At 74.0% G+C, this 25,207-nt stretch carries 22 protein-coding genes and 1 pseudogene; 9 read left to right on the top strand and 14 right to left on the bottom strand.

Annotation, left to right across the window (positions count from 1 at the left end; genetic code table 11):
* Positions 1-35 precede the first annotated feature (35 nt).
* Together ACZ7C5_RS13740 and ACZ7C5_RS13735 are read right to left on the bottom strand one after the other, a co-directional pair.
* Positions 36-3,491, bottom strand: coding sequence for a HAMP domain-containing protein (locus ACZ7C5_RS13740; protein WP_470322642.1), 3,456 nt, complete (start codon positions 3,489-3,491; stop codon positions 36-38).
* A gap of 671 nt (positions 3,492-4,162) precedes the next feature.
* Positions 4,163-4,333: a hydrophobic protein gene (locus ACZ7C5_RS13735; RefSeq protein WP_401082490.1), complete on the bottom strand. Its 171-nt coding sequence runs from the start codon at positions 4,331-4,333 to the stop codon at positions 4,163-4,165.
* Between the two features lie 165 nt (positions 4,334-4,498).
* On the opposite strand from ACZ7C5_RS13735, the gene ACZ7C5_RS13730 reads away from it, so the two are divergent.
* Complete coding sequence (locus ACZ7C5_RS13730; protein WP_401082487.1) at positions 4,499-4,792, top strand: WhiB family transcriptional regulator; 294 nt, start codon at positions 4,499-4,501, stop codon at positions 4,790-4,792.
* Positions 4,793-4,858: 66 nt separating this feature from the next.
* On the opposite strand, the gene ACZ7C5_RS13725 is transcribed toward ACZ7C5_RS13730, so the two are convergent.
* Genes ACZ7C5_RS13725 through ACZ7C5_RS13705 form a run of 5 tightly spaced genes read right to left on the bottom strand, consistent with a single transcriptional unit; the run spans position 4,859 to position 10,433 of the window.
* The gene (locus ACZ7C5_RS13725; protein WP_470322641.1) at positions 4,859-5,893 is read right to left on the bottom strand and encodes an ABC transporter ATP-binding protein; all 1,035 of its coding nucleotides are present in this window, start codon (positions 5,891-5,893) and stop codon (positions 4,859-4,861) included.
* Entirely contained in the window at positions 5,890-6,930 is a 1,041-nt protein-coding gene (locus ACZ7C5_RS13720; protein ID WP_401082482.1) for an ABC transporter ATP-binding protein, read from the bottom strand. Before ACZ7C5_RS13720 ends, ACZ7C5_RS13725 begins: the two co-directional genes overlap by 4 nt.
* Positions 6,927-7,922, bottom strand: coding sequence for an ABC transporter permease (locus tag ACZ7C5_RS13715; RefSeq protein ID WP_401082479.1), 996 nt, complete (start codon positions 7,920-7,922; stop codon positions 6,927-6,929). The genes ACZ7C5_RS13720 and ACZ7C5_RS13715 overlap by 4 nt, the downstream gene beginning before the upstream one ends.
* The gene (locus ACZ7C5_RS13710; RefSeq protein ID WP_401082476.1) at positions 7,909-8,877 is read right to left on the bottom strand and encodes an ABC transporter permease; all 969 of its coding nucleotides are present in this window, start codon (positions 8,875-8,877) and stop codon (positions 7,909-7,911) included. The genes ACZ7C5_RS13715 and ACZ7C5_RS13710 overlap by 14 nt, the downstream gene beginning before the upstream one ends.
* Complete coding sequence (locus ACZ7C5_RS13705) at positions 8,874-10,433, bottom strand: ABC transporter substrate-binding protein (protein ID WP_401082473.1); 1,560 nt, start codon at positions 10,431-10,433, stop codon at positions 8,874-8,876. The genes ACZ7C5_RS13710 and ACZ7C5_RS13705 overlap by 4 nt, the downstream gene beginning before the upstream one ends.
* A 236-nt stretch (positions 10,434-10,669) precedes the next feature.
* Here ACZ7C5_RS13705 and ACZ7C5_RS13700 point away from each other — a divergent pair, with 236 nt between their 5' ends.
* From ACZ7C5_RS13700 to ACZ7C5_RS13690, 3 genes are all read left to right on the top strand, one after another.
* Entirely contained in the window at positions 10,670-11,269 is a 600-nt protein-coding gene (locus ACZ7C5_RS13700; protein ID WP_401082471.1) for a TetR family transcriptional regulator, read from the top strand.
* Positions 11,270-11,475: 206 nt separating this feature from the next.
* A complete protein-coding gene (locus ACZ7C5_RS13695; RefSeq protein WP_470322640.1) occupies positions 11,476-12,240 on the top strand; it encodes a tyrosine-protein phosphatase in 765 nt (254 codons plus the stop codon).
* Positions 12,234-14,009 (top strand): glycoside hydrolase family 3 protein, encoded by a 1,776-nt coding sequence (locus ACZ7C5_RS13690; protein WP_401082466.1) that lies wholly within the window; start codon positions 12,234-12,236, stop codon positions 14,007-14,009. The genes ACZ7C5_RS13695 and ACZ7C5_RS13690 overlap by 7 nt, the downstream gene beginning before the upstream one ends.
* A 67-nt stretch (positions 14,010-14,076) precedes the next feature.
* Here the strand turns inward: ACZ7C5_RS13690 and ACZ7C5_RS13685 are convergent, their stop codons facing one another.
* On the bottom strand, positions 14,077-14,955 hold the full coding sequence (locus ACZ7C5_RS13685; RefSeq protein ID WP_401082463.1) for a nuclease: 879 nt from the start codon (positions 14,953-14,955) through the stop codon (positions 14,077-14,079).
* 498 nt (positions 14,956-15,453) lie between these two features.
* Between ACZ7C5_RS13685 and ACZ7C5_RS13680 the strand changes: the two genes are divergently transcribed.
* Both ACZ7C5_RS13680 and ACZ7C5_RS13675 read left to right on the top strand, forming a co-directional pair.
* Positions 15,454-15,633, top strand: a complete 180-nt coding sequence (locus ACZ7C5_RS13680) for an Lsr2 family DNA-binding protein (protein ID WP_401082886.1) — start codon at positions 15,454-15,456, stop codon at positions 15,631-15,633.
* A gap of 144 nt (positions 15,634-15,777) precedes the next feature.
* Positions 15,778-16,350 (top strand): hypothetical protein, encoded by a 573-nt coding sequence (locus ACZ7C5_RS13675; protein ID WP_401082461.1) that lies wholly within the window; start codon positions 15,778-15,780, stop codon positions 16,348-16,350.
* 31 nt (positions 16,351-16,381) lie between these two features.
* On the opposite strand, the gene ACZ7C5_RS13670 is transcribed toward ACZ7C5_RS13675, so the two are convergent.
* Together ACZ7C5_RS13670 and ACZ7C5_RS13665 are read right to left on the bottom strand one after the other, a co-directional pair.
* The gene (locus ACZ7C5_RS13670; RefSeq protein ID WP_401082458.1) at positions 16,382-16,777 is read right to left on the bottom strand and encodes a hypothetical protein; all 396 of its coding nucleotides are present in this window, start codon (positions 16,775-16,777) and stop codon (positions 16,382-16,384) included.
* Between the two features lie 210 nt (positions 16,778-16,987).
* Positions 16,988-17,215 (bottom strand): hypothetical protein, encoded by a 228-nt coding sequence (locus ACZ7C5_RS13665; protein ID WP_188301407.1) that lies wholly within the window; start codon positions 17,213-17,215, stop codon positions 16,988-16,990.
* Between the two features lie 501 nt (positions 17,216-17,716).
* Here ACZ7C5_RS13665 and ACZ7C5_RS13660 point away from each other — a divergent pair.
* Both ACZ7C5_RS13660 and ACZ7C5_RS13655 read left to right on the top strand, forming a co-directional pair.
* A complete protein-coding gene (locus ACZ7C5_RS13660) occupies positions 17,717-17,920 on the top strand; it encodes a cold-shock protein (protein ID WP_045694210.1) in 204 nt (67 codons plus the stop codon).
* A 370-nt stretch (positions 17,921-18,290) separates the two neighbouring features.
* Complete coding sequence (locus ACZ7C5_RS13655; protein ID WP_470322639.1) at positions 18,291-19,853, top strand: DEAD/DEAH box helicase; 1,563 nt, start codon at positions 18,291-18,293, stop codon at positions 19,851-19,853.
* Positions 19,854-20,095: 242 nt separating this feature from the next.
* On the opposite strand, the gene ACZ7C5_RS13650 is transcribed toward ACZ7C5_RS13655, so the two are convergent.
* Both ACZ7C5_RS13650 and ACZ7C5_RS13645 read right to left on the bottom strand, forming a co-directional pair.
* Positions 20,096-21,238 carry an NADH:flavin oxidoreductase gene (locus ACZ7C5_RS13650; RefSeq protein ID WP_401082451.1) on the bottom strand — a complete coding sequence of 381 codons (1,143 nt, stop codon included), beginning with the start codon at positions 21,236-21,238 and terminating at the stop codon, positions 20,096-20,098.
* Between the two features lie 171 nt (positions 21,239-21,409).
* Positions 21,410-22,228, bottom strand: a pseudogene (locus tag ACZ7C5_RS13645) (helix-turn-helix domain-containing protein); the annotation flags it as partial.
* A gap of 137 nt (positions 22,229-22,365) precedes the next feature.
* Between ACZ7C5_RS13645 and ACZ7C5_RS13640 the strand changes: the two are divergent.
* Positions 22,366-23,049, top strand: a complete 684-nt coding sequence (locus tag ACZ7C5_RS13640) for an MBL fold metallo-hydrolase (RefSeq protein ID WP_470322638.1) — start codon at positions 22,366-22,368, stop codon at positions 23,047-23,049.
* Between the two features lie 223 nt (positions 23,050-23,272).
* Here ACZ7C5_RS13640 and ACZ7C5_RS13635 read toward each other — a convergent pair whose 3' ends face one another.
* Together ACZ7C5_RS13635 and ACZ7C5_RS13630 are read right to left on the bottom strand one after the other, a co-directional pair.
* Entirely contained in the window at positions 23,273-23,848 is a 576-nt protein-coding gene (locus ACZ7C5_RS13635) for a TetR/AcrR family transcriptional regulator (RefSeq protein ID WP_401082436.1), read from the bottom strand.
* A 101-nt stretch (positions 23,849-23,949) separates the two neighbouring features.
* Positions 23,950-25,176 (bottom strand): hypothetical protein, encoded by a 1,227-nt coding sequence (locus ACZ7C5_RS13630; protein ID WP_401082434.1) that lies wholly within the window; start codon positions 25,174-25,176, stop codon positions 23,950-23,952.
* Positions 25,177-25,207 lie beyond the last annotated feature (31 nt).

The raw sequence follows: 25,207 nt of genomic DNA, 5'->3' as shown, positions 1-25,207 counted from the left end.
GTCGTGGCTCCTGGGGTCTGGATCGCGGGAGGCGGTCAGCGGGCGAGGTTGTGCCTGATCCGGCTGATCACCTCGTCGGAGTCGACCGGCTTGGTGATGTAGTCGCTGGCTCCCGACGCCAGGCTCTTCTCCCGGTCGCCGACCATGGCCTTGGCGGTCACCGCGATGATCGGCAGCCCCTCGTGCTCGGGCATGGCGCGGATCGCCGCGGTGGCGGAGTAGCCGTCCATCTCCGGCATCATCACGTCCATCAGGATCACGTCGATCCCCGGGTGGACGGCGAGCGCTTCGAGCGCGGCGCGCCCGTTCTCGGCCTGGAGGACGTTCATGCCGTGCAGTTCCAGGATGCTGGTGATCGCGTACAGGTTGCGGTCGTCGTCGTCGACCACCAGCGCGGTGCGCCCGGAGAGCACCGGGTCGGCCCCGGGGCTCCAGGCGGGCCTGCGGCCGGTGTCGCGCACCAGCTGCACGACGTTCCCCGGCCGGTCGGCGCTCATGTGCAGCGCGATGCGTTCGCGCAGCTCGTCGAGGCTGGAGATGAGTTCCAGGGGCCGCGAGCCCTCGCGGCTCGCCGCGTGTTCCTGCTCCGCGGTGACGCCCCGGTTGTCGTGGGCCAGCACCGGGACGGTGGACAGGGCGGGATCGCCCTCCATCTCCTCCAGGAGGGTCACGGCCGTCCCGTCGGGCAGGCCCAGTTCCAGGACGACGCAGTGGCACGGCGCGGTGGCCAGGGCGGTGGCGGCCTCCTGGGCGCCGACCGCGGTGACGATCTCGACCCTCCGCTGCCCGTCCGAGTAGCGGGCGAGGTCGTCGACGGCGTTCTCGGCGACCAGGGAGAGCAGACCGTTGGGGCGGCCCTCCACCACGAGCAGGCGCCGCGGGCGGCCGGGGGCGGCGGGGTGGTCCGGACCGTGCCCGGTGTCCGCCGAGGGCTCCGGCGCACGGCCTTCGAGCGCCCCGGGCGTCGTGCCGGTGCCGTTCGCGGAGAGGTCGGGGCGTTCGGCGGGGAGGAAGAGGGTGAAGCTGCTTCCCCGGCCCGGGGTGCTCTCCACGGTGATCGCGCCACCGAGCAGGAAGGCGATCTCCCGGCTGATCGACAGGCCGAGCCCGGTGCCGCCGTACTTGCGGCTGGTGGTGCCGTCGGCCTGCTGGAAGGCGCCGAAGACGGTCTCCAGGTGCTGGGGGGCGATGCCGATGCCGGTGTCGGTGACCCGGAAGGCGAGCACGGGGCCGTCGCGGCGGACGCCCTCGGGGATCTCCGTCTCGTCGGCGGGCGCGATGTGCAGACCGACCCGGCCCTGCTCGGTGAACTTGACGGCGTTGGACAGCAGGTTGCGCAGCACCTGGCGCAACCGGTAGTCGTCGGTGGGGAGTTCGGTCGGGACCCGGTCGGCCGTCCGGACCGCGAAGGCGAGGTTCTTCTGGCTGGTCATGGGGCGGAAGGTGGCCTCGACGTAGTCGAGCAGCGCCTGCAGCGGCACGGCCTCGATGTTGAGGTCCATCTTCCCGGCCTCGACCTTGGAGAGGTCGAGGATGTCGTTGATGAGCTGGAGCAGGTCGGATCCGGCGGAGTGGATGATGCCGGCGTACTCGACCTGCTTGGCGGTCAGGTTCCTGGTGGGGTTCTGGGCGAGCAGCTGGGCGAGGATGAGCAGGCTGTTGAGCGGGGTGCGCAGCTCGTGGCTCATGTTGGCCAGGAACTCGGACTTGTACTTCGAGGCGAGCGACAGCTGGTGGGCGCGCTCCTCCAGCTCCTGGCGGGCCTGTTCGATCTCCAGGTTCTTGGTCTCGATGTCGCCCTTCTGGGCGGCGAGGAGTTCCGCCTTCTCCTCCAACTCGGCGTTGGAGGCCTGGAGTTCCTCCTGGCGTGCCTGTAGCTCCGCGGACCTGGCCCGGAGTTCGGTGGTGAGCCGCTGGGACTCGCCGAGGAGTTCGTCGGTGCGGGCGCTGGCGATGATGGTGTTGACGTTGACGCCGATGGTCTCCATGAGCCGGCCCAGGAAGTCCCGGTGGACCTGGGTGAACGGCCGGACCGAGGCCAGCTCCATGACGCCCAGCACCTGCTCCTCGACCACGATCGGCAGCACGATCAGCGACAGCGACTCGGTGCGGCCGAGGCCGGAGGACGCGGCCAGGTAGTCCGGCGGAAGGGCGTCGACGGCGATGATCCGCCGGCTGCGCGCGGCCTGGCCGACGAAGGACTCGCCGAGCCGGAAGCGGGTCGGGCGCTCGCCGTCGGGGAACGCGTAGGAGCCGACCAGCCGCAGTACGGTGCCGTCCTGGCTGTCCTCGGCGAGGTAGAAGGCGCCGCACTGCCCGCCGACCAGCGGGGCGAGTTCGTCCATGACGGACTCGGCGACGACCGCGAGGTCGCGCCTGCCCTGCATCAGCGCGGAGAAGCGGGCGAGGTTGGTCTTGAGCCAGTCCTGTTCCTCGTTGGCGCGGGTGGTCTCGCGCAGGGACTCCACCATGGCGTTGATGTTGTCCTTGAGGTCGGCGACCTCGCCGGAGGCGTCCACGGTGATCGAGCGGGTCAGGTCCCCTGCGGTGACGGCACCGGTGACCTCGGCGATGGCGCGGACCTGCCGGGTGAGGTTGCCGGCCAGCTCGTTGACGTTCGCGGTGAGTCGTTTCCAGGTGCCGGAGACGCCCTCGACCCTGGCCTGGCCGCCGAGGCGCCCCTCGGTGCCGACCTCGCGGGCCACCCGGGTCACCTCGTCGGCGAACGAGGACAGCTGGTCGACCATCGTGTTGATGGTGGTCTTCAGCTCCAGGATCTCGCCCCGGGCGGAGACGGTGATCTTCTGGGTGAGGTCGCCCTCGGCCACCGCCGTGGCGACCTGGGCGATGGCGCGGACCTGGCCGGTCAGGTTGCCGGCCATGGAGTTCACCGAGTCGGTCAGGTCGCGCCACGTTCCCGAGACGCCCTCGACCCTGGCCTGGCCGCCGAGCCGTCCCTCGGTGCCGACCTCGCGGGCCACCCGGGTCACCTCCCCGGCGAACGAGGACAGCTGGTCGACCATCGTGTTGACGGTGTCCTTGAGCTCCAGGATCTCGCCGCGCGCGTCGACCTCGATCTTCTGGGTGAGGTCCCCGCGCGCCACCGCCGTGGTCACCTGGGCGATGTTGCGCACCTGCCAGGTGAGGTTCCCGGCCATGGCGTTGACCGAGTCGGTGAGGTCCGCCCAGGTGCCCGACACCCCCGGCACCTGCGCCTGGCCGCCGAGGCGTCCCTCGGTGCCGACCTCGCGGGCCACCCGGGTCACCTCCGAGGTGAAGTGCGACAGCTGGTCGACCATCCCGTTGAACACGGTGGCGATCTCACCGAGCAGCCCGTCCGCGTCGCTGGGCAGTTCGGTGCTGAAGTCACCGTCCCGCACGGCCGTCAGCCCCGCCAGCAGCTGCCGCAGCTCGGGCTCGTTCACCAGCGCGACGGCCGGCCCGTCCTGAGGGCGGTCCCGCGGGTCGTCGGACAGGGTCGGGCCGGCCATCGAAAACGTCGCCTCCGTAGAACGCCGGGCCGACGGGCCGCCTCCGGGCGTGGGCACCGCGGAGCGGACCGGATGGACCCAGCCGTGGTTCGAGGTGTCAAGTATGGTGTGTACCCGTTCGGAGGCTATCGCAGGCCTTGACCGGCCCGAAACGGCCGGAGGTCACGGTGGGGTGGGCGGTTCGGTGGCGCACCCGAGGTGTACGAACGTTCTCCATGGAACCTTCACGGCGGAGTCCGCCGAGGAGGCCCTGACCCGCTGAGCCGGGAGATCCCCGGCGGGCACCGCGGGAGCCGGCGGACGGTCATGGTCCCGCGTGCGCGGGGGAAACCGGGCAGCACGCGACACCGCCGTCGATCCGAAGGGGCGGCCTCACATGACGACGGGCCGGGGGACCCTGGACGGTGAGCCGCGGCGGCCCTGCCCGGCCCTGCCCGTCGGCGGCCGGCGCAGACGGCTGACGCCGGCCGCAGTGCCGAGGCCGGTCGCCCGGGCCAGGGGCTTCACCGCCGAGGTGGTGGGGGACTGGTACGTGCCCGATGTCCACCCGGCCGTCGTGCTGCTGGTGGCGGAGCCGGTCGCCGACGCCGTGCGGCCCGGGGCCGCCGCCGGACCCGGTGGTCCATGCCGACGGGGCGCCCGCGACCACGGGCGCCCCGTCCGGCGAGCGGCTACCAGCGGTACCAGCGGCCCCGTCCGCCGGCTGTGGTCGTGCCCCGGGCGATGAAGCCGAGCAGCCACACGACGAGCACGATGACGGCTGCCCACCAGAGCACCTTCAGGGCGAAGCCGGCGCCGAACAGGATCAGGGCGAGCAGCAGGACCAGCAGGAGCGGGATCATGGTTGGACCTCCTCGGATAGGCGGTGTGACCGCCCTCCTGCCCCCGGACGGCGAAGGCATGCCCCGCTCCTTCGCCACCAGCCGGCCCGGGGGAAAGAGGCATGAACGGGCGCGACGGGGTTAGACGAGCGGGACACCCGCGTACCCCGATCGGAAGGAACCGCCGTGTCCGACCTCTCCCGCCCGCCCGTCGTACCGGACCAGCCCTGGAGCCGGGAGGCGGCCGGAGCCTGTGGCAGCGCCGACAGCGGCCTCTTCGACCGCTCCGCGGAGGAGGCGGGCGCCGCCGCCAGGGAGCGGGAGGAGGAGGCCAAGGCGGTCTGCGCCGGCTGCGAGGTCCGGGTGGAGTGCCGCCGCCACGCGCTCGCCACCCGGGAGCCGTACGGCGTCCGCGGCGGTCTGACCGAGGACGAGCGGCGCGCCCTGTTCACCAGCGACCCCGTCCCGTCCGCCGCCTGACCGGAACGGCACGGGCCCCGGCCGGGCGCGGCCTCCGGACCGGGGGCCGCGCCGCGCCCGCGCCGGTCAGGCCCGGGTGGCCTGCGTGGACTGGGTGGCCTGGGTGGCCGCCTCGACCAGCGGGCGGTGGCAGGCCACCGCGCGGCCGGGGCTAACCTCCCGCAACCGCGGCTCCTCGCCGGCGCAGCGGCTGTCGGCCAGCGGGCAGCGGGTGCGGAAGCGGCAGCCGGACGGGGGGTCGAGCGGCGAGGGCGGGTCGGCGGGGAGCAGCCCGGTGTCGCCCAGCGGGCGGCCGGGTTCGGGCACCGCGGCGAGTAGGGCGGCGGTGTAGGGGTGGGCCGGGGCGGCGAGGACGGCCTCGGTGGGGCCGCGTTCGCAGATCCGGCCGAGCTGGAGCACGGCCACCTCGTCGCTGACCGCCCGGACGACGCCGAGGTCGTGGGAGATGAAGAGGCCGGCCAGCCCGCGTTCCTCGGTGAGGCCGCGCAGCAGGTTGAGCACGGTGGCCTGGGCCGAGACGTCGAGCGCGGAGACCGCCTCGTCGGCGATCAGCACCCGGGGTTCGGCGGCCAGCGCCCGGGCGATGGCGACCCGTTGGGCCTGCCCGCCGGAGAGCTGGCTCGGCCGGCGGTCGCCGAACAGGGCGGGCGGCAGGCCGACGGCCTCCAGCTGCCGGGTGACGGTCTCCTCGCGGTCACGGGCCGGGTCGGGGTGGGCGTCGAGGGACTCGGCGACCAGGTCGCGGACCCGGCGGCGCGGGTTGAGCGAGGACACCGGGTCCTGGAAGACCATCTGGAGGCGCGGCCGGACGGCCCGCAGGGCGCGCGGGGAGAGGGTGGCGAGGTCGGTGCCGTCCAGGGTGACGGTGCCGGCGGTGGGCGGGGGCAGCCGCAGCAGGGCCTTGGCGATGCTGCTCTTGCCGGAGCCGGACTCGCCGACCAGGGCGAGGGTGCGGCGCGGGTACAGGGTGAGGTCGACGCCGCTGACGGCGTGCAGCGGGCCGGAGCGGGTGCGGTGGACGACGGCGAGGCCGGTGGCCTCCAGGACGGCCTCTCCCGGAGTGGCGACGTCGGGGGCGACGGCTGCGGGGGCGGTGGTCATGCCACGGACTCCAGTTCGTCGGGCGAGGGGGCGGGGGCGTCGGGCGTGGCCCCGGGCACGGTGAGCGGGAAGTGGCAGTCGGCGGTGTGGCCGTCCGCCGCGGTGTGGGTGGGCGGCGCGGTCTCGGTGCAGAGCGCTGTCGCCCGCTCGCAGCGCGGCGCGAAGGGGCAGCCGGGGGTCGGCCTGCTGAGGTCGGGAGGTGAGCCGGGGATGGCGGGCAGGGTGCGGCGCAGCGGGCCGGTGACCCTCGGGACGGAGCGCAGCAGCGCCGCGGTGTAGGGGTGGCGGGGGTGCTGGGTGACGGCCTCGGTGGGGCCGGTCTCGACGATCCGGCCGCCGTACATGACGGCGATCCGCCGGGCCCGCCCGTACAGCAGGCCGATGTCGTGGGTGATCAGCAGGGTGGCGAGGCCGCGGCTGCGCCGGTGCTGGTCGAGCAGGTCGAGGACGGTGCGCTGGACGGTGACGTCCAGGGCGGTGGTGGGTTCGTCGGCGAGCAGCAGGGCGGGTTCGCCGGCCAGGGCGGCGGCGATGCCGACCCGCTGGCGCAGGCCGCCGGAGAGCTCGTGCGGGTGGGCGCGGGCCCGCCGGGCGGGGTCGGGGACATCGACGGCGGCGAGCAACTCGGTGGCGGTGCGCAGCCGTTCGCGCCGGGAGAGGCGACGCCGGTTGGTGATGGACTCGGTGACCTGGTCGGCGATCCTGACGACGGGGTTGAGCGAGGTCATCGGGTCCTGGTGGACCATGGCGATCCCGGTGCCGAGCAGCGCGGCGCGGCGGGCGGGGGTGGCGGCGAGCAGGTCCTCGCCGTGCAGCCGGATCTCGCCGGTGGCGACGGCCCTGGTGGTGCGGGACTCGACGCCGAGGACGGTGCGGGCGAGCACGGACTTGCCGGAGCCGGACTCGCCGACCACGCCGAGGCACTCGCCGGCCTCGATGGCGAGGCTGACGCCGTGCAGGACGTGCAGGGTCCGGCCGTCGGGGGTGTGCAGGACGGCGTCCAGCGAGCGGACGTCGAGGACGGGGGCGGAGGTCATCCGCGCACTCCCTTCGTGGCGGCGGTCTTCGTCGCGGCGGTCTTCGTCGCGGCGGTCTTCGTGGTGCCGGACTTCCTGGCGGCGCGCCTCGCGACGGCCGGCTTCGTGGCGGCGGGACCCCCCGGGCGCAGGTGCTCCCCGAGGTAGTTGAGGGCGAGGACGGTCAGGCAGAGCACCGCGGCGGGTGCCAGCGAGATCCACGGCGAACTGCCCAGCGTGGTACGCCCCTCGGCGATGATGCCGCCCCAGGAGGGCTCCGGCGGGCGCAGCCCGAATCCGAGGAAGCTGAGCGAGCCCTCGGCGACGATGGCGACCGTGGTGGCGGTGAAGGCGAAGGTCAGGGCGATCGGCACGACGTGCGGCACGATCTCGCGGCGCAGGATGCGCAGCGGGGTGGTGCCGAGCATGCGGGCGGCCTGGACGAAGCCGCGCTCGCTGAGCGAGAGCACGACGGCGCGCACCACCCGGGTGAAGTGCGGGACGGTCAACAGTCCGATCAGGGTGCCGATCACGGTGAGGCTCGGGCCGCGCAGCGAGACCACGATCATCACCAGGATCAGGCTGGGCACGGACATCAGCAGGTCGGTGGCGAAGCCGATCACCTTGTCGACCGGGCCGCGGAACCAGCCGGCGGCGAGGCCGAGCGCGCCGCCGCCGAGCAGGCCGACCAGGATGGTCAGGGCGGCGACGGTGAAGGAGGCGCGGGCCCCGGCGACGGTGCGTTGCAGGACGTCCCGTCCGGCGGCGTCGGTGCCCAGCCAGTGGCCGGGCCCGGGGGCGGCGGCGGGGTGGGCGAAGTCGCCGTGCAGCGGGTCGAAGCCGGGCAGCAGCGGCAGCAGCAGGGCGGCGAGGGCGACCACGGCCAGCCAGGCCGCGGCGGCGAGCACGCCGGCCGGGGGCCGGCGGCGGGCGGTGCGGACGGCGGGGGCCGCGGGGGTCGCGGCGGCCGGGCCGGCGCTCGCGGCGGTGCTCACGGTCTCAGCGGTGGTCATGGGCGATCCTCGGGTCGATCGTTCGGTACAGCAGGTCGACCGCGAGGGTGGCCGCGACCACGCCGACGGCGCTGACCACCACCACGGCCTGGACGACGGGGAAGTCCCGGCCGGCGATGGCCCCGGAGGCCAGGCTGCCGACGCCGGGCACCGCGAACAGCGACTCGACCAGCACCGAGCCGCCCAGCGAGGTGCCGATGCCGATCCCGACCAGGGTGACCAGCGGCAGGCTGGAGGGCCGCAGGGCGCGGCGCAGCAGCAGCCGGGTGGTGCCCATGCCGCGGCTGCGGGCGGCGGCGACGTACGGCTGGTCGAGGGTGTCGAGCAGCTGTCCGCGCAGGGCGCGGGTGAACACGGCGGCCTCGGTGAGGCCGAGGGTGAGCGCGGGCAGCACCAGGTGGCGCAGGTTCTCGGCCGGGTCCTCGGTGAACGGGGTCCAGCCGGTGGCGGGCAGGATGCGCAGCTGCACGGCGGCGATCCAGATGAGCAGCAGGCCGAGGGCGAAGCCGGGGACGGCGAGCCAGGCGAAGGTGCCGGCGGTGGCGATCCGGTCGAAGAGGCCGCCGGGCCGCCAGGCGGAGACCAGGGCGACGGGCACGGCGATGGCGAGTGCCACCACCTGGGCGGCGAGGAAGAGTTCGAGGGTGACGGGGATGCGGTCGGCGAGTTCGGTGGTGACGGCGGCGCCGGTGGACAGCGAGTGGCCGAGGTCACCGTGCAGGGCGTCGCCGATCCACTGCCAGGTGGCGGCGAACACGTTGCGGTCCAGGCCGAGTCCGGCCTCGTAGACGGAGATCTGCTCGGGGGTGGCGGTGGGGCCGAGGGCGGCGACGGCGGGGGAGCCCGGCATCAGGTGGGGCAGGGTCAGGGCGCCGAGGGCGACCAGCAGCAGGACGGCCGCGGCGCGGCCGAGCTGCCCGCCGTACCGCAGCGCGGTGCGGGTGCGAGGGGTCATCGCTTCACCCACAGGGTGGCCGGGGAGAGGTTGAGGACGGTGCGCTTGGACAGGTCGGGCAGCCCGCCGACCTTGGTGGCGCCGACGAAGCCGAGGGTGTTCTCGGTGAGGAAGACCATCGGCGCCTCGCCGACGACCCGGGCGGCGGCCCGGTTGTAGGCCGCGCCGCGCTTGGCGGGGTCGATCGAGGAGCGGCCCTCGGCGATCGCCTGCTGGGCCTCGGGGTCGGACCAGCCGGTGAAGTTGTAGGGCGAGTTCGGCAGGTAGAGGCTGGCGAGCGCGGTGTCGGTGTCGCCGAACATGCTGGTGATGAAGTCCATCACCTGGAACTTGCGCTGGAGCATCGCGGTGCCGAGGCCCGCGCTGTCGAGCGGCTTGATCGTCACCTTGATGCCGGCCTCGCCGAGCATCTGCTGGATCACGGTGGCCCGCTGCTGGCCCTCGGGGCGGCCGTCGATGAGGTAGTCGAAGGCGAGGTCGGGGTGCCCGGCCTCGGCGAGCAGGGCGCGGGCCTTGGCCACGTCGCGGGCCGGGTACCGGGCGTCCGTCCGGTACGGGGAGCGGGAGCCGATCGGGCCGTCGGAGACGGTGCCCTGGCCGAGGTAGACGACCTTCTCGACGGCCTCGCGGTCGATCGCGTACTGGACGGCCTGGCGGACCCGCACGTCGTCGAAGGGGGCGGCCTTGGTGTTGAAGAGGACGGTGCTGGTGGAGCCGGGCCCGGTGGCGGTGCGCAGCCCGTCGGTGGCGGCCTGCTTGAGCTGACTGGGCGTCTCGGTCCAGACCAGGTCGGTGTCGCCGGAGCGCAGCGACTGGTAGCGGCTGTCGGCGTCGGGCAGCACCCGGTAGACGAGCTTGTCGGCGTGGCCCTTGGCGCCCCAGTAGGCGGGGTTGCGGGTCAGGGTGGCGGAGACCCCGGGCTGCACGCTCTCCACCGTGTACGGGCCGGAGCCGACGGCGGGGGCGTCCCCGGCCGGTGCCTCGGAGACGTAGCCGAGGGAGCGGGTGAACAGGCTGGGGAAGCCGGCGTCGGGAGACTTGAGGGTGAAGCTGACGGTGGTCGGTCCGGTGACGGCGGTGGCGGCGATGGCGGCCGCGTCGACGGCGCACGCGCACTTGCTCTCCGGCTTGCTGAGCCGGGCGACGTGGTCGGCGACGGCCTGGGCGTCCAGCGGCTTGCCGTCGCTGAACTTCACGCCCTCGTGCAGGTCGAGGGTCCAGACCTTGGCGTCCGCGTCGGGGGTGAAGGACTTGGCGAGGTAGGGCTGGACGGTGCCGTTGTCGCCGTTGACCATCAGCGGGTCGTACAGGGCGTTGGCGAGGATCATCATCGGCATCGAGGTGAGGGTGCCGTCGGCGGGGTCGAGCTTGGTGAACGGCCGGTCCAGGCCGATCTTGAGGGTGCCGCCGTCCACGGCCGGGCCGTCGCCCGCCGCGCCGGTGTTCCCGGCGGTGCCGCCGCTGCCGGACATCGCGTCGTCGGAGGCGGAGCAGGCGGTGAGCGTGAGCGCGGCCGTGCAGGCCGCTGCTACCAGGAGGTGGGTGTGCCGCTTCATGGTTCCTCGGTTCGGGGAGTGCGGGGGCGGCCCGGGGGGAGTTCGGCCGCCGACGACCCACACCATTCCGGAAGTGGCAGTACTGCCAAAAGGCAGTTGTGCAAATTCAAGATGACGAAACCCCGAAGAGTCGGCGCTCGCCTTGAGCGAGCACGGTCGGACGTGGTTCGGTACAGACAGCCGCCCCCTCGGCGGCCCCATCCACACCCGACTCACCGAACGGAAACGGAAGAACGATGCAGGGGACGGACACCGTGGCGGAGCCGGGCATGCGCGACCGCAAGAAGGCGCGCACCCGCGACAGCATCCGCACCGCGGCGCTCGACCTCTTCGAGGAGCAGGGCTACGAGCGCACCACCGTGGACCAGATCTGCCGCCGCGCCGACGTCGCCCACCGCACGTTCTTCCGCTACTACCCGGCCAAGGAGGCCCTGCTCTTCGGCTGGGACTTCGGTCACGTCCTGCTCGACGCGTTCGCCGAGGCCTCGGCCGAACTCCCGCTCTGGGGCGCGCTCGAACACGCGGTGACCGTCACCGGCGGACGGCTGGAGGAGTCCGTCGAGCACACCGCCCGGCGCCGCCGGCTGCGCCAGGGACTGCTGGAGGTGCACTCCGTGCACAACTACGCCCTGGTCGTCATCGACGCCTTCATCGAACGCACCGTCACCATCGCCGCCGAGCGGCTCGGCGTCGACCCGGTCGAGGACCTGCGTCCGACCGCGCTCGGCGCGATGTTCGGCGGCATGGTGCGGCGCCACGTCCTGACCGGCCCGGAGAGCGGCAGGCTGACCGACTGGGTCAGGGCCTACCGGGACGTGCTCGCCGCGGCGGGCTGACCCGGACCGGCCCCACACCCCGTCACACCCCGCCACCCCCGGGCGCGCCGCCGGCCGCCCGGTCGGCACCGCACGCCCTCCGTCACCCCGTCACCCCCTCGCGCGGCCCCGCCGCGCGCCTTCGCCGCACCCCTGGTGACACCTCTCGTCACACCCTTCGTATCCGCACGTCGTACCCGCACTTCGCACGTTCCGAAAGGCCCCCCATGTCCCTGGTCAACTTCCGCGACCCCGCGACGCTCACCGACCCCGCGAGCCGCTGGATCCGCCCCGGTGCCCTGTTCCGCTCCGCCCAGCCCTTCCCCGCCGCCGACGAGACCGTCGTCGCCCAGCTGCGCGAGCACGGCATCACCACCATCGTCGACCTCAGGGGCGAGGCCGAGAGCAGCCCCGAGGACTGGGCCGCCGTCGAGGCCGCCGACATCGCCGTCGTCGCCGCCCGGATCAACCCCGCCAACGACGCGCTGGAGCAGTCCATGCGCGCCATGACCACCGCCGAGGACCTCGGTGCCTTCTACCTGCTGATGGCCGAGTCCGCGCCGCAGGCCCTCGCCGCCGCCGTCGAGGCCACCGTCCGCCCCGGCGGCGTGCTGGTGCACTGCGCGGCCGGCAAGGACCGCACCGGGCTGCTCACCGCGCTGCTGCTGGAGCTCCTCGGGGTGCCCGCCGAGGAGATCGTCACCGACTACGCCCGCACCAACGAGGCGATCCAGCAGATCTGGGCCGGTCTCGCCGACCGCAACCGCGCCGCCCTCAACCAGGTCGAGGCCGGCGAACTGCGCATCCCCGCCCCGCTGCTGGAGGCCCCGGCCGGGGCGATGAGCACCTTCCTGGAGCTGGTCCGCGTCAAGCACGGCGGCGCCGCCGGCTTCCTGACCGCCTGCGGGGTCACCGCCGGGACCCTGGACGCCTTCACCGCCAAGGCAGCCGGTACCGCCGCCGCGGACACCGCCGGGGTGACGGCATGCTGACCCTCCTGCACCACACCGACGGCACCCCGTTCCGCGACCTCAACCACAACGGCACCATGGAGCCCTACGAGGACCCGCGGCTGCCCGTCGAGGAGCGGGTCGAGGACCTGCTCGGCCGGCTGACCCTCGCCGAGAAGGCCGCCCTGATGCTGCACGGCCGGATGCTCCCCGGCGAGCACCCGCCGTTCCCGTCCGGCGCGAACCTGATCACCGAGCGCGGCCTCACCCACTTCGCCATGATGGCCGTCCCCGACCCGCGCACCATGGCCGACTGGAACAACCACGTCCAGGACCTGGCCGCGGCCGGCCGGCTGGGCATCCCGGTCACCCTCTCCTCCGACCCCCGGCACGGCTTCTCCGCCAACCCGGCCACCGCCCACGTCGGCGGCGGCTTCAGCACCGGCCCCGAGCCGATCGGCCTCGCCGCCACCGACGACACCGACCTGGTGCACCGCTACGCCGACCTGATCCGCCGCGAGCTGTGCGCCGTCGGCATCAGGGTCGCCATCCACCCGATGGCCGACCTCGCCACCGAGCCCCGCTGGGCCAGGATCAGCGGCACCTTCGGCGAGGACCCGGAGCGGGCCTCGCGCATGATCACCGCCTACATCGAGGGCCTCCAGGGCGAGCGGATCGGCCCGGACAGCGTCGCCTGCATGACCAAGCACTTCCCCGGCGGCGGCCCGCAGGCCGGCGGCGAGGACTCGCACTTCGCGGCCGGACGCCGACTGGTCTACCCCGGCGGCGAGTTCGAGACCCACCTGCGCCCCTTCGAGGCGGCCTTCGCCGCGGGCACCGCGCAGATCATGCCCGCCTACGCGATCCCCTCCGGCAGCGGCCTCGCCGAGGTCGGTGCCAACTTCAACCGGGACGTCATCACCGGCCTGCTGCGCGGGCGTTACGGCTTCGACGGTGTGGTCTGCACCGACTTCAACGCCATCACCGGCATGGCCGTCCCCGGCGTCGTCACGCTGCCCCCGCGGCACTGGGGCGTCGAGGAGCTGGCCGTCGCCGAGCAGGTCGTCCTCACCCTGGACGCGGGCGCCGACCAGCTCGGCGGCGAGACCGACCCGGAGCTGATCCTCACCGCCGTCCGTTCCGGCGCGGTCACCGAGGCCAGGCTCGACGAGTCGGTCCGCCGCATCCTGCGCGACAAGTTCCGGCTCGGCCTCTTCGACGACCCGTACGTCGACGCGGACGCCGCCGCCGAACTGGTCGGCACCGAGGCCGGCCGGGCGCTCGGCCGGGAGGTCCAGCGCCGCTCCGTGGTCCACCTCGCGGGGCACCCGCGGACCGGATCGCGGCTGTACGTCGAGGGCGTCGACCCCGCCGTCGCCGCCCGGTACGGCACCGTCGTGGACGACCCGGCCCAGGCCGACCTGGCCGTGGTCCGCCTCGCCACCCCGTACGAGCGGCGCGAGGGCATGCTGGAACAGCACTTCCACAGCGGCTCGCTGGAGTTCGAACCGGCCGAGGCCGAGCGCCTCACCGCGCTGGCCGCCGTCGTCCCCACGGTCTTCGCCGCCCAGCTGGAACGGCCCGCCGTGCTCACCCCGCTCGCCCCGCACGCGGCCCTGCTGCTCGGCGAGTTCGGCGCCGCGGACGAGGTGGTGCTGGACGCCGCCCTCGGCCGCGCCCCGATGACCGCCACCCTCCCGTTCGACCTGCCCGCCTCCGACGCCGCCGTCGCCGCGGCCCGCGAGGACGTCCCCTTCGACACCCGCGCCCCGCTCTTCCGCCACGGCCACCGCGCCGGCACCGGAAGCTGAGCCACCCCGCGCCGGGGCCCCGCCACCCAACCCACCGGTGGCGGGGCCCCGTTACGGGCGTCTGCGGTCACTTCTCGACGAAGACGATGTCCTCGATGCCGGGGCGCAGCTTGACCGTGTCGTCGTGGACGTCGACGACGCGTTGCAGACCCACGGTGGAGGTGCTCTGGTCGGAGAGGAAGAACTCGTCGCCCGCACCGGCCAGGTAGGCGGGCAGGCAGTCGAGGGCGGGGCCGAAGAGCCGCAGGTAGTCGGCCAGCCGCCGGAACAGCTTCGGCAGGATGACCAGGTCGTCGGTGAGGGAGCCGAGGTCCTCGATGGTGGCTCCGCTGTGCGTGACGTCGTTGGCCCAGACGCTGCCGGGGGCCTTCGCGGCCTGTGCCTGCCGGGCGGTGGCGGCCATGTCGAGGCGCAGGTCCCTCGGCAGGTTCGAGTAGAACGTCGGGTAGACCAGGCCGCGGGACAGCAGTTCGTGGTTGGCGGTCTGGTGCAGCAGCGGCACGTCGACCTTGAGCACCGTTCCGCTTCTGGCGTCCGGGACGGGCGCGCCCCTGCCGACCATGGCCACGCAGCGGCCGTAGGTGTCGGCGCCGCCGGTGAGGATGAATCCGGCGACGGTCTCCGGTGTGGCGGAGGTGACCGTCTCGTCCGCTCCCTGCGTCACGTCGGTGAAGCCCAGCCAGGCCAGCAGGGCGTCCCGGGCACCGTGGGCGCCCAGCCCGAGCGGCTGGTGCACGAAGTCGGGACCGGCACCCTGGTAGTGGGTCTCCAGCGCGTCGATCCCGTCCAACCGCAGTGAGGCGCCGCCGTGGACGTCCCGCTTGACTCTGTGTTCGCCGGGGAGTTCGGGCCAGAAGCCGGGGTCGTCGGGGAGGAAGTGGACGGTGTCGCCGTCCGGCTCGAAGTTCTTGATCTGGTAGCGGCCCTTGATGAGGGTCATCGTCATGAGTGGCTCCCGTAGTCGAGTCGCGACCCATTGTGATGTGCTTCGCGGGCAAACCACGGAACCGCGCCATCGGCGAGTTGACGGGCCGTCGACGCGTGCGGGCGCGGCCGTTCCCCCGGCTTCCGGACGGCTTCGGACGGCTGTCGGTGGGCGCACGTACGATCCGGGCAGTGCTTTCCGGGAGCCCGCAGCGCGGCCGGCTTCGGATCATGCCTGGTCACAGCGGGTTGGGGCGACGTCGTCCCGGATGGCGGGCTCCTGCTCGGCCTCATGGACATCGAGCGCGTCCACGCCCACCTGACGGCCCTGGCGGAGTGGGAACCGTCCGGGGATCCCGACCAGCGGCCCTGGCGCCGGGAGTGACTGCCGATCGTCGCGGAGCTGGACGGCTTCCACGGAACGTTCCTGAACGCGGGCACCGGAACGGTGGGGTCCTGGAGCGAGGGATCGTCCCCCGAGGAGGGCGAGTACCCGTCCCTGTCCGCGTTCTTCCAGCACATGGCGGACCGGTTGGAGGGCGTCTCCTCGGGCGACTGGACCGGCTCCGCCGCCCGAAGGCGCGATCCCCGTCCGCAGGACGAGCCGGTACGTCGATGGGCCCGTGCGAACGGCTTCGGGGTCAGTGAGCGCGGGCGCGTCCCCTCGGCCTTGCGCGAGGCCTGCGAAGCGTCACTGTGAGCCCCGTGTCCGGCCGCCCGGCGCGACTCCGCCTCCGTCCGGCTCCGTCCGCGGGGCCGGACCGAACCCCGGGGGCGGTGCCGTCCGTGGTACCGACTGAGGCCGGTGGGCAGCCGGCGCGAGGACGGACGCGGGAGGACAGCGATGGCCTGGTACCAGGGACCGAGTCGGATCACGGTCACGGCGGTCGAGGGGCGGTGGCCGCAGCGGGCGGTGGTGACGGTCAGGGGCGGTGCGCCGGTGGAGGTCCCCGGGGAGGTCGGCGCCGTGCACGTCGTCGACGCGGAGAGCTGGCAGCTGGACCTGGAACACCGCCACGAGGGCGAGTGGTGCCCCAACATCCGCGCGGTGCAGGGGCGTTGGGAGGAGGTGCGCGGCGTGCCGACGCAGGTCGTGCACAGCCGCAACCGCGACCTGGCCGACGACCGCAGGGACCGCAACCTGGTGCTGCGGATCGAGCGCACCACCCCGGGCGGTGGCCGGCCGTCGGCCGGTGCCGCCCCCACCGCGCTCCGGACGACCGCGGCGCACCGCCCTCCGGCGGCCCCGGCCGTGCCGCGGACCTCGGCCGGCGGCACGGCCGGGAGCCCGGGTGTCCGGACGACCACCTCCGGCGGCGGGGCCGACGTTCAGCGGCCCGCGGCCCCGGGGGCCAGGGGCACGGCCACCGGAGGAGCCGCCAGGCCCACCACGTCGACCACCTCCTGGAGCGGCTGACCGCCGGGCGCCGGCCTCCCCGGGCGAGGCGTCACTGATCGGAGTAGCTGAGGTCTCCCACCGACCAGCTGCTGATGTCGGCGATGGCGATGCGGTACATGCCACCGGTGTGGGGTAGGCCGTAACTGCCCTGGAGGATGCGGGCGACGTGCAGGTGCAGGTGGGTCGGCCGCGCGGCGGGCGGCGGCACTTCTTCGACCGCCGCTTCACCGTCGGCGGTCGCGGGCGCCACGAACAGGGCGGCGAAGGGCTTCAGGAAGTCCGAGGCGGCGAGGACTTCGGCCACCCGTTCGTTCCACAGGCTCTCCGGTGCCAGCCGGCCGGTGATGACGGCCCCCGGGACGACCACGGTCAGGGGCATCTGGTTGCTGCACTCGGACTCCACCATCGCGGCGATGTCGACGAGCAGCTCATCAGGATTCGACATGGACCCGAGGATAGTGCCCGCCGGAAGCCGCCCGCACGGACATCCCCGGTTCGCCCCCGGCCCGCCACCTGCGCGACGCCGGGGCATGGCACAGCGGCCCCCGGTACCGGCGCGTGGACGGTACCGGGGCAGGGCATCACACCGCCCGGACGGAGCGCTCCGCCCGTGAGGCGTGCGCACCGCCGGCCGGAGAGCCGGGAGCGTCCGGGGTCAGAGGGCGTACATCGCGCTGTACGGCGGCGTGATGCGTGCCTGCTGGGATCCGAAGTCGACGAGCACGGCGGTGTCGCCGTCACCTTCCACCCCGATGACCCGGCCGAGGCCGTACCTGTCATGGGTGACTCGGTCGCCGACGGCGAAATGTTTGCGGGGTGCCTCCGGCGGGGCCTTGAAGGGGCTGCTCGGCAGAGGGCGGCGGACTGCTGAGAAATTCGTCATCCCCTCCAGTATGCGCCGGAAACCCCGGGAACGGGTCTTCTCGGCGCCCCCGAGTTCGAGTGGGACCCCGAAATGCCGCGCGCGCCGTCCGGCGCGCCCCCGATCGGTGCCGGCTGGCGCGCCGCGGTCGCCGGCCCGGCGCCGTCCCGGTGCGGGTGGACCCGCCGCGCCCGCGGGACCGTTTCCTCCGGCCCTCGGCGCGGACGCCGCGCGGCCGTCCAACCGGCCTGCCGCCGCGGCGCGTTGACGGCCCGGACGCCCCCGGGCCGGCGGCCCCGGGGGCGTCTCCCGGAAACCGGGAGCGAAATATTCGCCCGCGGCGCGCTCCGGCCTGCTAGAGTCGTTTTAGTTGCAGTAGTGGTTCCCATGAACTTTGTGTGCGCCTGCTGATGTTTCGCAGGCGCATTTTGTTTCCCGGCTCTTCCCCGGGTGGGTGCTTCCCGCGGCGACTCGAAGTCCGCACTGTGCGGGCTTCGGACAGCCCCTTGAAGGAGATTTTTAATGGCTAATGGCACCGTGAAGTGGTTCAACTCGGAAAAGGGCTTCGGCTTCATCGAGCAGGAGGGTGGCGGCCCCGACGTCTTCGCCCACTACTCGAACATCAACGCCAACGGCTTCCGTGAGCTGCTCGAGGGCCAGAAGGTCGAGTTCGACGTCACGCAGGGCCAGAAGGGCCCGCAGGCCGAGAACATCCGCCCGCTGTAGTTCTTCTGCCACGGCACCCGCCAAGCAGCGAGGGGCCCGTACCGCGCACACGCCCGGTACGGGCCCCTCGGCATGGCGCCGCGAGGCACCCCCCGGCCGCTCAGGCCCCCTGGCTCCGCCACCGGCGGCCATCCCCACGCGAGACGCTCAGCGCCGCGTCCGGATCGGCGCCCTGCCGTGACAGCTCACGGTTCAGAGGTTCTTCGCTCCCGCCCTCCGCGGTGAGCGCCGACCGTAGGTGACGTGCCGCACGGTTCCACCGTCCACGCTCCGACCGTCACATTTCCGGCCCGTTCCCTTGCGGTCTCCCGCGGCGCCCCGCGCCCCGGAGCCTTCCTCGCAACGTGCCGCCCCGAGGAAGGTTTCCCGTATGAACCGCTCCCGTCGTTCCTCCTACCAGAACGCCGATTCCCGTTCCGGTGGCAATTCCCGCTCCGGCGGTGGCTCCCGCTCCGGCGGCGGCTCCCGCTCCGGTGCCGGATCCTTCTACGGCGCCCGGCCCGCCGGGGGCCGGCGCCCGTCCGGTCGCGGCGCCGGCCAGGGCTCGTCCGTGCAGGGCGAGTTCGCGATGCCGGTGAGCACCACCCCGGCACTGCCGGCCGCCGCGTCCTTCGACGAGCTGGACATGCCCAAGGCGCTGCTGCAGGTGCTGACCCGCCAGGGCGTCACGGCTCCGTTCCCGATCCAGGCCGAGACGCTGCCGAACTCGCTGGCCGGCCGCGACGTCCTCGGACGGGGCCGCACCGGCTCCGGCAAGACCCTCGCGTTCGGCCTCGCCGTGCTGGCCCGCACCGCCGGGCAGCGGGCCGAGCCGCGCCAGCCGCTGGCCCTGGTGCTGGTCCCCACCCGCGAGCTCGCGCAGCAGGTCACCGAGGCCCTCACCCCCTACGCCCACGCGGTGCGCCTGCGGATGGCCACCGCGGTGGGCGGCACGCCGATCGGCCGCCAGGCATGGGCGCTGAACCGCGGTGCGGAGGTCGTGGTCGCCACCCCCGGCCGGCTCAAGGACCTGATCCAGCGCGGCGACTGCCGGCTGGACCGGGTCGCCGTCACCGTGCTCGACGAGGCCGACCAGATGGCCGACATGGGCTTCCTGCCGCAGGTCACCGAACTCCTCGAACAGGTCGCCGAAGGCGGCCAGACCATGCTGTTCTCCGCCACCCTGGACCGCAACGTCGACCGGCTGGTGCGGCGCTTCCTCAAGGACCCGGTCACCCATTCGGTCGACCCGTCCGCCGGAGCGGTCAACACCATGGAGCACCACGTGCTCCACGTGCAGAACTTCGACAAGAACGCCACGATCGCCCACATCGCCTCCCGCGACGGCCGGGTGATCATGTTCATCGACACCAAGCACGGCGCCGACCGCCTGGTGGAGGACCTGCTCGCGAACGGGGTCAGGGCCGCGGCCCTGCACGGCGGCAAGGCCCAGCCCCAGCGCACCCGCACCCTGGAGCAGTTCCGAACCGGGCAGGTCACGGCCCTGGTCGCGACCAACGTCGCCGCCCGCGGCATCCACGTCGACGGGCTCGACCTCGTCGTCAACCTGGACCCGCCGGGCGACCACAAGGACTACCTCCACCGGGGCGGCCGCACCGCCCGGGCCGGCGAGTCCGGCACCGTGGTCACGCTGGTGCTCCCCAACCAGCGCCGCGCGATGGCCCGCCTGATGGCAACGGCCGCCATCACCCCGGTCACCACCAGGGTCAGCGCCGGCGACGAGGACCTGGCCCGGATCACCGGCGCCCGCGTGCCCACCGGTGTCCCCACCGTCGTCCCCGACCCCGTCGTCGAGCGTCCCCGCCGCGGCCCGTCCGGGAGCCGTGGCCGCCGCGGCCGCCCCGCGGGAGACACCAGGGCCGGCGCCGGCCGCGACAACCAGGGCTCCTCCGGCCGCCGCCGGGCGCCCAGGCGCCCCACCTTCGCCGTGTAGGGCGTGTCTTGCGGATCCTTGCCGGGTGCGCGACGCTGGGGCACGCACCTCGCCGCGTTGTCGTCAGTCGCCGATGGCCCCCAGCCTTCGGCCGGGAGGTGCCCCCACCGCATGGACTCCTTCCTCCGCCTTGCGATGCACGCACCCCAACGCCGCGCCCTGATCCGACAAGATCCACAAGACACGCCCTGGCGCGCCCAGGGCCCGGCTCGCGGTGCGAGCCGGGCCCTGGGGCACGGTGGTCAGCTCAGGGTGCGGATCGCGGCGGCGTCGTAGGGACGCAGGTCGGCGAAGCGGCCGGAGAGGACCTTGGCGGCCCACTGCGGGTCCTGGAGGAGGGCGCGGCCGACGGCGACCAGGTCGAACTCGTCGCGCTCCAGCCGGTCGAGCAGGTTGTCGATGCCCTGGACCGACGCGCCCTCGCCCATGAAGGCGTGGACGAAGTCGCCGTCGAGACCGACCGAGCCGACGGTGATGGCGGGGCGGCCGGTGAGCTTCTTCGTCCAGCCGGCGAGGTTGAGGTCCGAGCCGTCGAACTCGGGGACCCAGTAGCGGCGGGTCGACGCGTGGAAGGCGTCGACGCCGGCCTCGGCGAGCGGGGCGAGGATCGCCTCCAGCTCCGCGGGGGTGTCGGCGAGGCGGGCGTCGTAGTTCTCCGCCTTCCACTGCGAGTAGCGGAAGATCACCGGGAAGTCCGGGGAGACGGCCGCACGCACCGCGGCGACCAGCTCGGCCGTGAACTTCGTCCGGGCGACCGGGTCGCCGCCGTAGGCGTCGGTTCGGCGGTTGGTGCCCGCCCACAGGAACTGGTCGAGCAGGTAGCCGTGCGCGCCGTGCAGCTCGACGCCGTCGAAGCCGATCCGCTCGGCGGCCGCGGCGGCCTCGGCGAACGCGCCGACGACGGCGTCCAGGTCCGCCCGGGTCATCGCCCGCCCCGCCCCCTCGGTGCCGTCCAGGCGGATGCCGGACGGGCCGATCGCGGGGGCGTCGGCGAACGGCGGGTCGCCCTGCTTGCGCACCATGCCGATGTGCCAGAGCTGTGGGACGATGGTGCCGCCCGCCGCGTGGACGTCCTCGGCGACCCGGGCCCATCCGGCCAGCTGCTCCTCGCCGTGGAACCGCGGGATGGTGTCGCTCTGGCCCGCGGACTCGTGGCCGACGTACGTTCCCTCGGTGACGATCAGGCCGACGCCCGCGGCGGCGCGGCGGGCGTAGTACGAGCGCACGTCCTCGCCGGGGACGCCGCCCGGGGAGAACGCGCGTGTCATCGGCGCCATCGCGATGCGGTTGGGCACGGTCAGCCCGTTGATCGTGACGGGCCTGGACAGGATCCCGGCCGCGCGGGAGGCGGCGGACTCGGTGACGGACGACTCGGTGACGGTCATGGGTATTCCTCGTGGAGAGCGGTGGTGTGCGCCGGGACGGGAACGGTCGCCCCTGCCAACCGCCCCGGCGGGCCCCGCATTTCGCGTCCCGTGCGAATCCCGCTGTGATCCGCGCCACTGCGCGTCGGCGGCCACGCTCCCGGGGCCGCTCGTCCGGCCGAGGCGGGCGAGGGCCCGGCCGGAGGAGGAACCGGCGGCGGTGTACACGATGAGCGTCTGGTCCGGTGACCGGGCGATCGACAGCATCTGCTGGGTCACCGTCACCGGGCCGACGAGGGGGTGGTGCAGCCGGTGGGCGTCGGTGTCGCACGGGGCCACCCGGTGGTCGCCCCACAGGGCGACGAACTCCGGGCTCCTCATCGTCAGTTCGCCGATCAGCCCGGCGAGCAGCGGGTCCTCCGGGTGGTTGCCGACGGTGGTGCGCAGATTGCCGACCACCGTGCGCGCCTTGCGCTGCCAGTCCGCGTACAGCTCCCGGGTGGGCGCGTCCAGGAAGAGCATCCGGCTCAGGTTCGGGCGGCCCGCCGGGTCGTCCGGGCCGCCGAAGTCCACGTGCCCGGCCAGCAGGGCGTGCCCGAGGGCGTTCCAGGCGAGCACGTCCGTACGGCGGCCGAGCACGACGGCCGGGACGTCGTCGAGGGCGCGCAGGAGGTCACGGGTCTCGGCCGCGAGCCGCTCGGGTCGCGGGCGGCTCGCCCGGAGCGCGTGGCGGGCGGCGGCGGCGAGCCGGTCGAGGTGCCCGCGCTCGTGGTCGCCGAGCAGCAGGGCACGGGCGATCGCGTCGAGCACCTCGGCCGAGGCCCCGCGGGACAGGCCCTGTTCCAGCCGGGTGTAGTACGAGACGCTGACGCCCGCCAGCTGGGCCACCTCCTCGCGTCGGAGCCCGGCCACCCGTCTGGGGGGCCCGAGTTCGCGCAGGCCGACGTCCTCGGGCCGCAGTCGCGCCCGTCGGGCTCGGAGGAAGGCGCCGAGAGGTCCGGGTCCGTTCATCCGCCCAGTATTCGACGCGCGGTGCGGTCCAGCCACACCCCGCGAGGGATAGGAAGGGCCGGGTCTGGCGGGTGCCGCTCCGGGGGCCCAGGCTCGGTCCCAGTCGGCCTTGTGCCCCGGACCCCGAGGACGGACCCATGGATCGGAACCCGGAACAGATCACCCTCGGTGACGTGACCGTCACCCGGATCAAGGAGTTCTACGGCTCGGCCGGGCTCTCGCCGGGACGGTTCTTCCCGGACAGCCCGGACGGCTCGTGGGAGGAGCACCGGGCCCGGCTGGCGCCCGACTTCTGGGACCCGGTGGCGGACGAGTGCCGGACGGCGGTCCAGTCCTGGCTGCTGCGCAGCGAGGGGCGCGCGATCCTGGTCGACACCGGGGTGGGCAATCACAAGGAGCGGCCGTACGCGCCGGTGTGGAGCCGGCTGGACACGGACTACCTCGGCAACCTCGCCGCCGCCGGGGTGCGGCCCGAGGACAGCGTCGCTCCGGTCCACCGGGCCGGGCTGACCCGCCTGTGGGAGGGGACGTACCGGATCGACCGGAACCTGCGGCTCGACCTCGCGCCCGGGCACACTCCCGGTTCGTCCGTGCTCACCCTGGAATCCGGCGGTGAGCGGGCCCTGTTCGTCGGGGACCTGGTGCACACCGCGCTCCAGATCGCCGAGCCGGACACCAACTCCTGCTTCTGCGAGGACCCGGCGCAGTCCCGCGTCACCCGGCACCGGCTGCTCGGCCGCGCCGCGGAGCGCCACGCGCGTCGTCCGCCGGACCCCAGGGGTACGGCTCGGCGGAACGGTCATCGCGGTAGTGGGTCATGAGGGTCTCCAGATCGTGCGACGGTGCCGGGAAGGGTGCCGAGGGCCGCCGACTCCACTCTTCGCGCCGCGACGCGGCGGCGCAGCGCGGGGACGGCCCGGCGGCACCCTTCCTGCGCTTCAGGCTTGCATTGACTGAAAAATCAGTCAAACTCGCGGGCGGGCCTTGACTCATCCTTGACGTGTTCACTGCGCAGAGTGACGCCCGGCGGACGGCCGGTACGGGTCAGGACCCGAGGCGGTCGACCTCGGCGTCGATCGCGTCGGCCAGGAGCGTACGGGCGTGCGCCAGCGGCAGGCTGCCGCTGAGCCAGCGGGTGCTCAGGCCCTCCAGCAGCGCGGTCAGCCGCTCCGCCGCCCCGGCCAGCGCGACCGCCGAGGACATCGGCCGTACGGTGCCGAGCAGCTCCGCGATCTCCTGCACCCAGATCCGGGTGGCCCGCGCCAGGTCCTCGCGCAGCGTCTCGTCGAACACCGCGCTCGCCCGCAGCTCGCCCCAGGCCGTGCTGTTCTCCCGCACCTCGACGGTGTCCTGGAGCTCCAGCAGCAGGGTCTGCTCCAGTTCTTCGCGGGGGGCCGGCGGAGCGTCCGCGGCGCGCTCGGTCGTGTACCGCCCCGCCCGGTCGTTGATGAACTCCAGCGTCTGCCGGAGGATCCCGGTGCGGTCCTTGAAGTGGTAGTAGATCAGCGCGGTGGACACACCCGCCTCCGCCGCGAGCTCCTCCACCCGCAGTCCGCGCACCCCGCGCCGCGCGATCACCCGCGCCGCTGCTTCCAAGATCGACGTTTTACGACTGGCCATGAGCCACCACCTTACCGGGGTGCGGGCGTCGGGCCGTCCGTCTCCTGAAACACCGGTCAGCGCAGCGCAGCGCAGCGGGGCGGTGGGGGTGGCTCGGCGCGCTACGGCGCGTGGTGCGCGGCCCACAGGAGGTCGACGGTGGCGGCCCGTTCCCGCCAGGTCTCCCGGACCAGGCCTGCGAGCCGGGCGGTGGTGTGGTCGACGAAGCCGGTGCCCGCGGGCTGTGCGGTGAGTTCCAGGCGTTGCCACCACCCCCAGCGCCGGCCCCACCCGTTGGAGACGAACCGGAGGGCGATGGCCTCGCGGAGGGTGGCATCGGTGCAGTAGACGCCGTGGAACGGGGCGAGGTTCCCGGCGTCGGGATCGGGGCCGGGGTGCCCGTCGTCCTCCCGGCGGATGCCGAGACCGAACCCGAGCACGGCGCTGCCGTCCCGTAGCCACTCGGGCCGGCTGACGAGGACGGCCGTTTCCGGGTAGCTGCCACTGCCGCCGACGGCCTTGTAGTCGACGGTGGTCACGGCGAGGTCGCCGCCGAGTTCCGCGGCGAGTGCTCCGAGCGGTGCGACGGAGCGCGCGGGCAGCTGCCTCAGCAGCCGGCGGGCCGCCTCCTGGGCCGCGAGGAGCGCGGTGGAGTGGGTGATCCAGAAGGCGGCGTCCTCGTCGTCGTCGGTGCCGATGCCCACGGTGGTCTCCAAGTCGCTCAGGTAGTCGTCCGCGTGGCGCCGCCCGGGGGCGTCCGGCCGGGACGGTCGGGAGGACCGGGCAGCGAGCAGGCGCGCCAGTTCGCCCGCGAGGTCGCGCAGGGAGACCGGGCGGAACCGCGGGTCGCCCGGCGGCCGGCCGGTCGGGGTGAGGTAGACGAACACCGGGTTCGGCAGGTCCGCGAAGTCGTCGCCCTGGTGGGACGTCTGGGCGTCGCCCTCCGGGGCGTCGATCTTCAGCTCGATGACGACCGAGGCCGCCGGGCCGGTGACGACCAGGTCCGGCCGGCTCTTGGCACCGCGCACCTGCCGGTGCACGGAGGACCGGTCCAGCAGCGGATCGGCGGCGAGTTCCGGCAGGCCGGCCAGGGCCAGCAGGGCGGCCAGCAACTCCGCGCCCAGGCCGTGCGGCTCACGCGGGTCGAAAAGGAACGCCAGATAGCCCTCGTGGGCGGCCTCGCGGCGCTGCTGACGCAGGATCCGCAGCGGGCTCGGCCCGCGCCCGCCGCGCCGCGAGCGGGGCAGGGCCAGCACGCCGGCCTCGGCGGCGGCCCAACGGCCGCCACCGGGCGCCGGACCGGCCGCGGGCACGTCGGCGCCGGGATGCCTGGTGGCGGGCACGGTCACGGCTGGTCCCCGGTTGGTGTGGTGGCCGGCG

This window comes from Kitasatospora sp. NPDC036993, from assembly GCF_055607525.1.
This window is presented reverse-complemented; position numbering and strand designations above follow the sequence as displayed.

Bases quoted from the DNA above. Each gene is read 5' to 3' on its own strand.
- ACZ7C5_RS13740 (WP_470322642.1), bottom strand. From the start codon at position 3,491: ATGGCCGGCCCGACCCTGTCCGACGACCCGCGGGACCGCCCTCAGGAC.
- ACZ7C5_RS13735 (WP_401082490.1), bottom strand. From the start codon at position 4,333: ATGATCCCGCTCCTGCTGGTCCTGCTGCTCGCCCTGATCCTGTTCGGC.
- ACZ7C5_RS13725 (WP_470322641.1), bottom strand. From the start codon at position 5,893: ATGACCACCGCCCCCGCAGCCGTCGCCCCCGACGTCGCCACTCCGGGA.
- ACZ7C5_RS13720 (WP_401082482.1), bottom strand. From the start codon at position 6,930: ATGACCTCCGCCCCCGTCCTCGACGTCCGCTCGCTGGACGCCGTCCTG.
- ACZ7C5_RS13715 (WP_401082479.1), bottom strand. From the start codon at position 7,922: ATGACCACCGCTGAGACCGTGAGCACCGCCGCGAGCGCCGGCCCGGCC.
- ACZ7C5_RS13710 (WP_401082476.1), bottom strand. From the start codon at position 8,877: ATGACCCCTCGCACCCGCACCGCGCTGCGGTACGGCGGGCAGCTCGGC.
- ACZ7C5_RS13705 (WP_401082473.1), bottom strand. From the start codon at position 10,433: ATGAAGCGGCACACCCACCTCCTGGTAGCAGCGGCCTGCACGGCCGCG.
- ACZ7C5_RS13700 (WP_401082471.1), top strand. From the start codon at position 10,670: ATGCAGGGGACGGACACCGTGGCGGAGCCGGGCATGCGCGACCGCAAG.
- ACZ7C5_RS13695 (WP_470322640.1), top strand. From the start codon at position 11,476: ATGTCCCTGGTCAACTTCCGCGACCCCGCGACGCTCACCGACCCCGCG.
- ACZ7C5_RS13690 (WP_401082466.1), top strand. From the start codon at position 12,234: ATGCTGACCCTCCTGCACCACACCGACGGCACCCCGTTCCGCGACCTC.
- ACZ7C5_RS13685 (WP_401082463.1), bottom strand. From the start codon at position 14,955: ATGACGATGACCCTCATCAAGGGCCGCTACCAGATCAAGAACTTCGAG.
- ACZ7C5_RS13680 (WP_401082886.1), top strand. From the start codon at position 15,454: ATGGCGGACCGGTTGGAGGGCGTCTCCTCGGGCGACTGGACCGGCTCC.
- ACZ7C5_RS13675 (WP_401082461.1), top strand. From the start codon at position 15,778: ATGGCCTGGTACCAGGGACCGAGTCGGATCACGGTCACGGCGGTCGAG.
- ACZ7C5_RS13670 (WP_401082458.1), bottom strand. From the start codon at position 16,777: ATGTCGAATCCTGATGAGCTGCTCGTCGACATCGCCGCGATGGTGGAG.
- ACZ7C5_RS13665 (WP_188301407.1), bottom strand. From the start codon at position 17,215: ATGACGAATTTCTCAGCAGTCCGCCGCCCTCTGCCGAGCAGCCCCTTC.
- ACZ7C5_RS13660 (WP_045694210.1), top strand. From the start codon at position 17,717: ATGGCTAATGGCACCGTGAAGTGGTTCAACTCGGAAAAGGGCTTCGGC.
- ACZ7C5_RS13655 (WP_470322639.1), top strand. From the start codon at position 18,291: ATGAACCGCTCCCGTCGTTCCTCCTACCAGAACGCCGATTCCCGTTCC.
- ACZ7C5_RS13650 (WP_401082451.1), bottom strand. From the start codon at position 21,238: ATGACCGTCACCGAGTCGTCCGTCACCGAGTCCGCCGCCTCCCGCGCG.
- ACZ7C5_RS13640 (WP_470322638.1), top strand. From the start codon at position 22,366: ATGGATCGGAACCCGGAACAGATCACCCTCGGTGACGTGACCGTCACC.
- ACZ7C5_RS13635 (WP_401082436.1), bottom strand. From the start codon at position 23,848: ATGGCCAGTCGTAAAACGTCGATCTTGGAAGCAGCGGCGCGGGTGATC.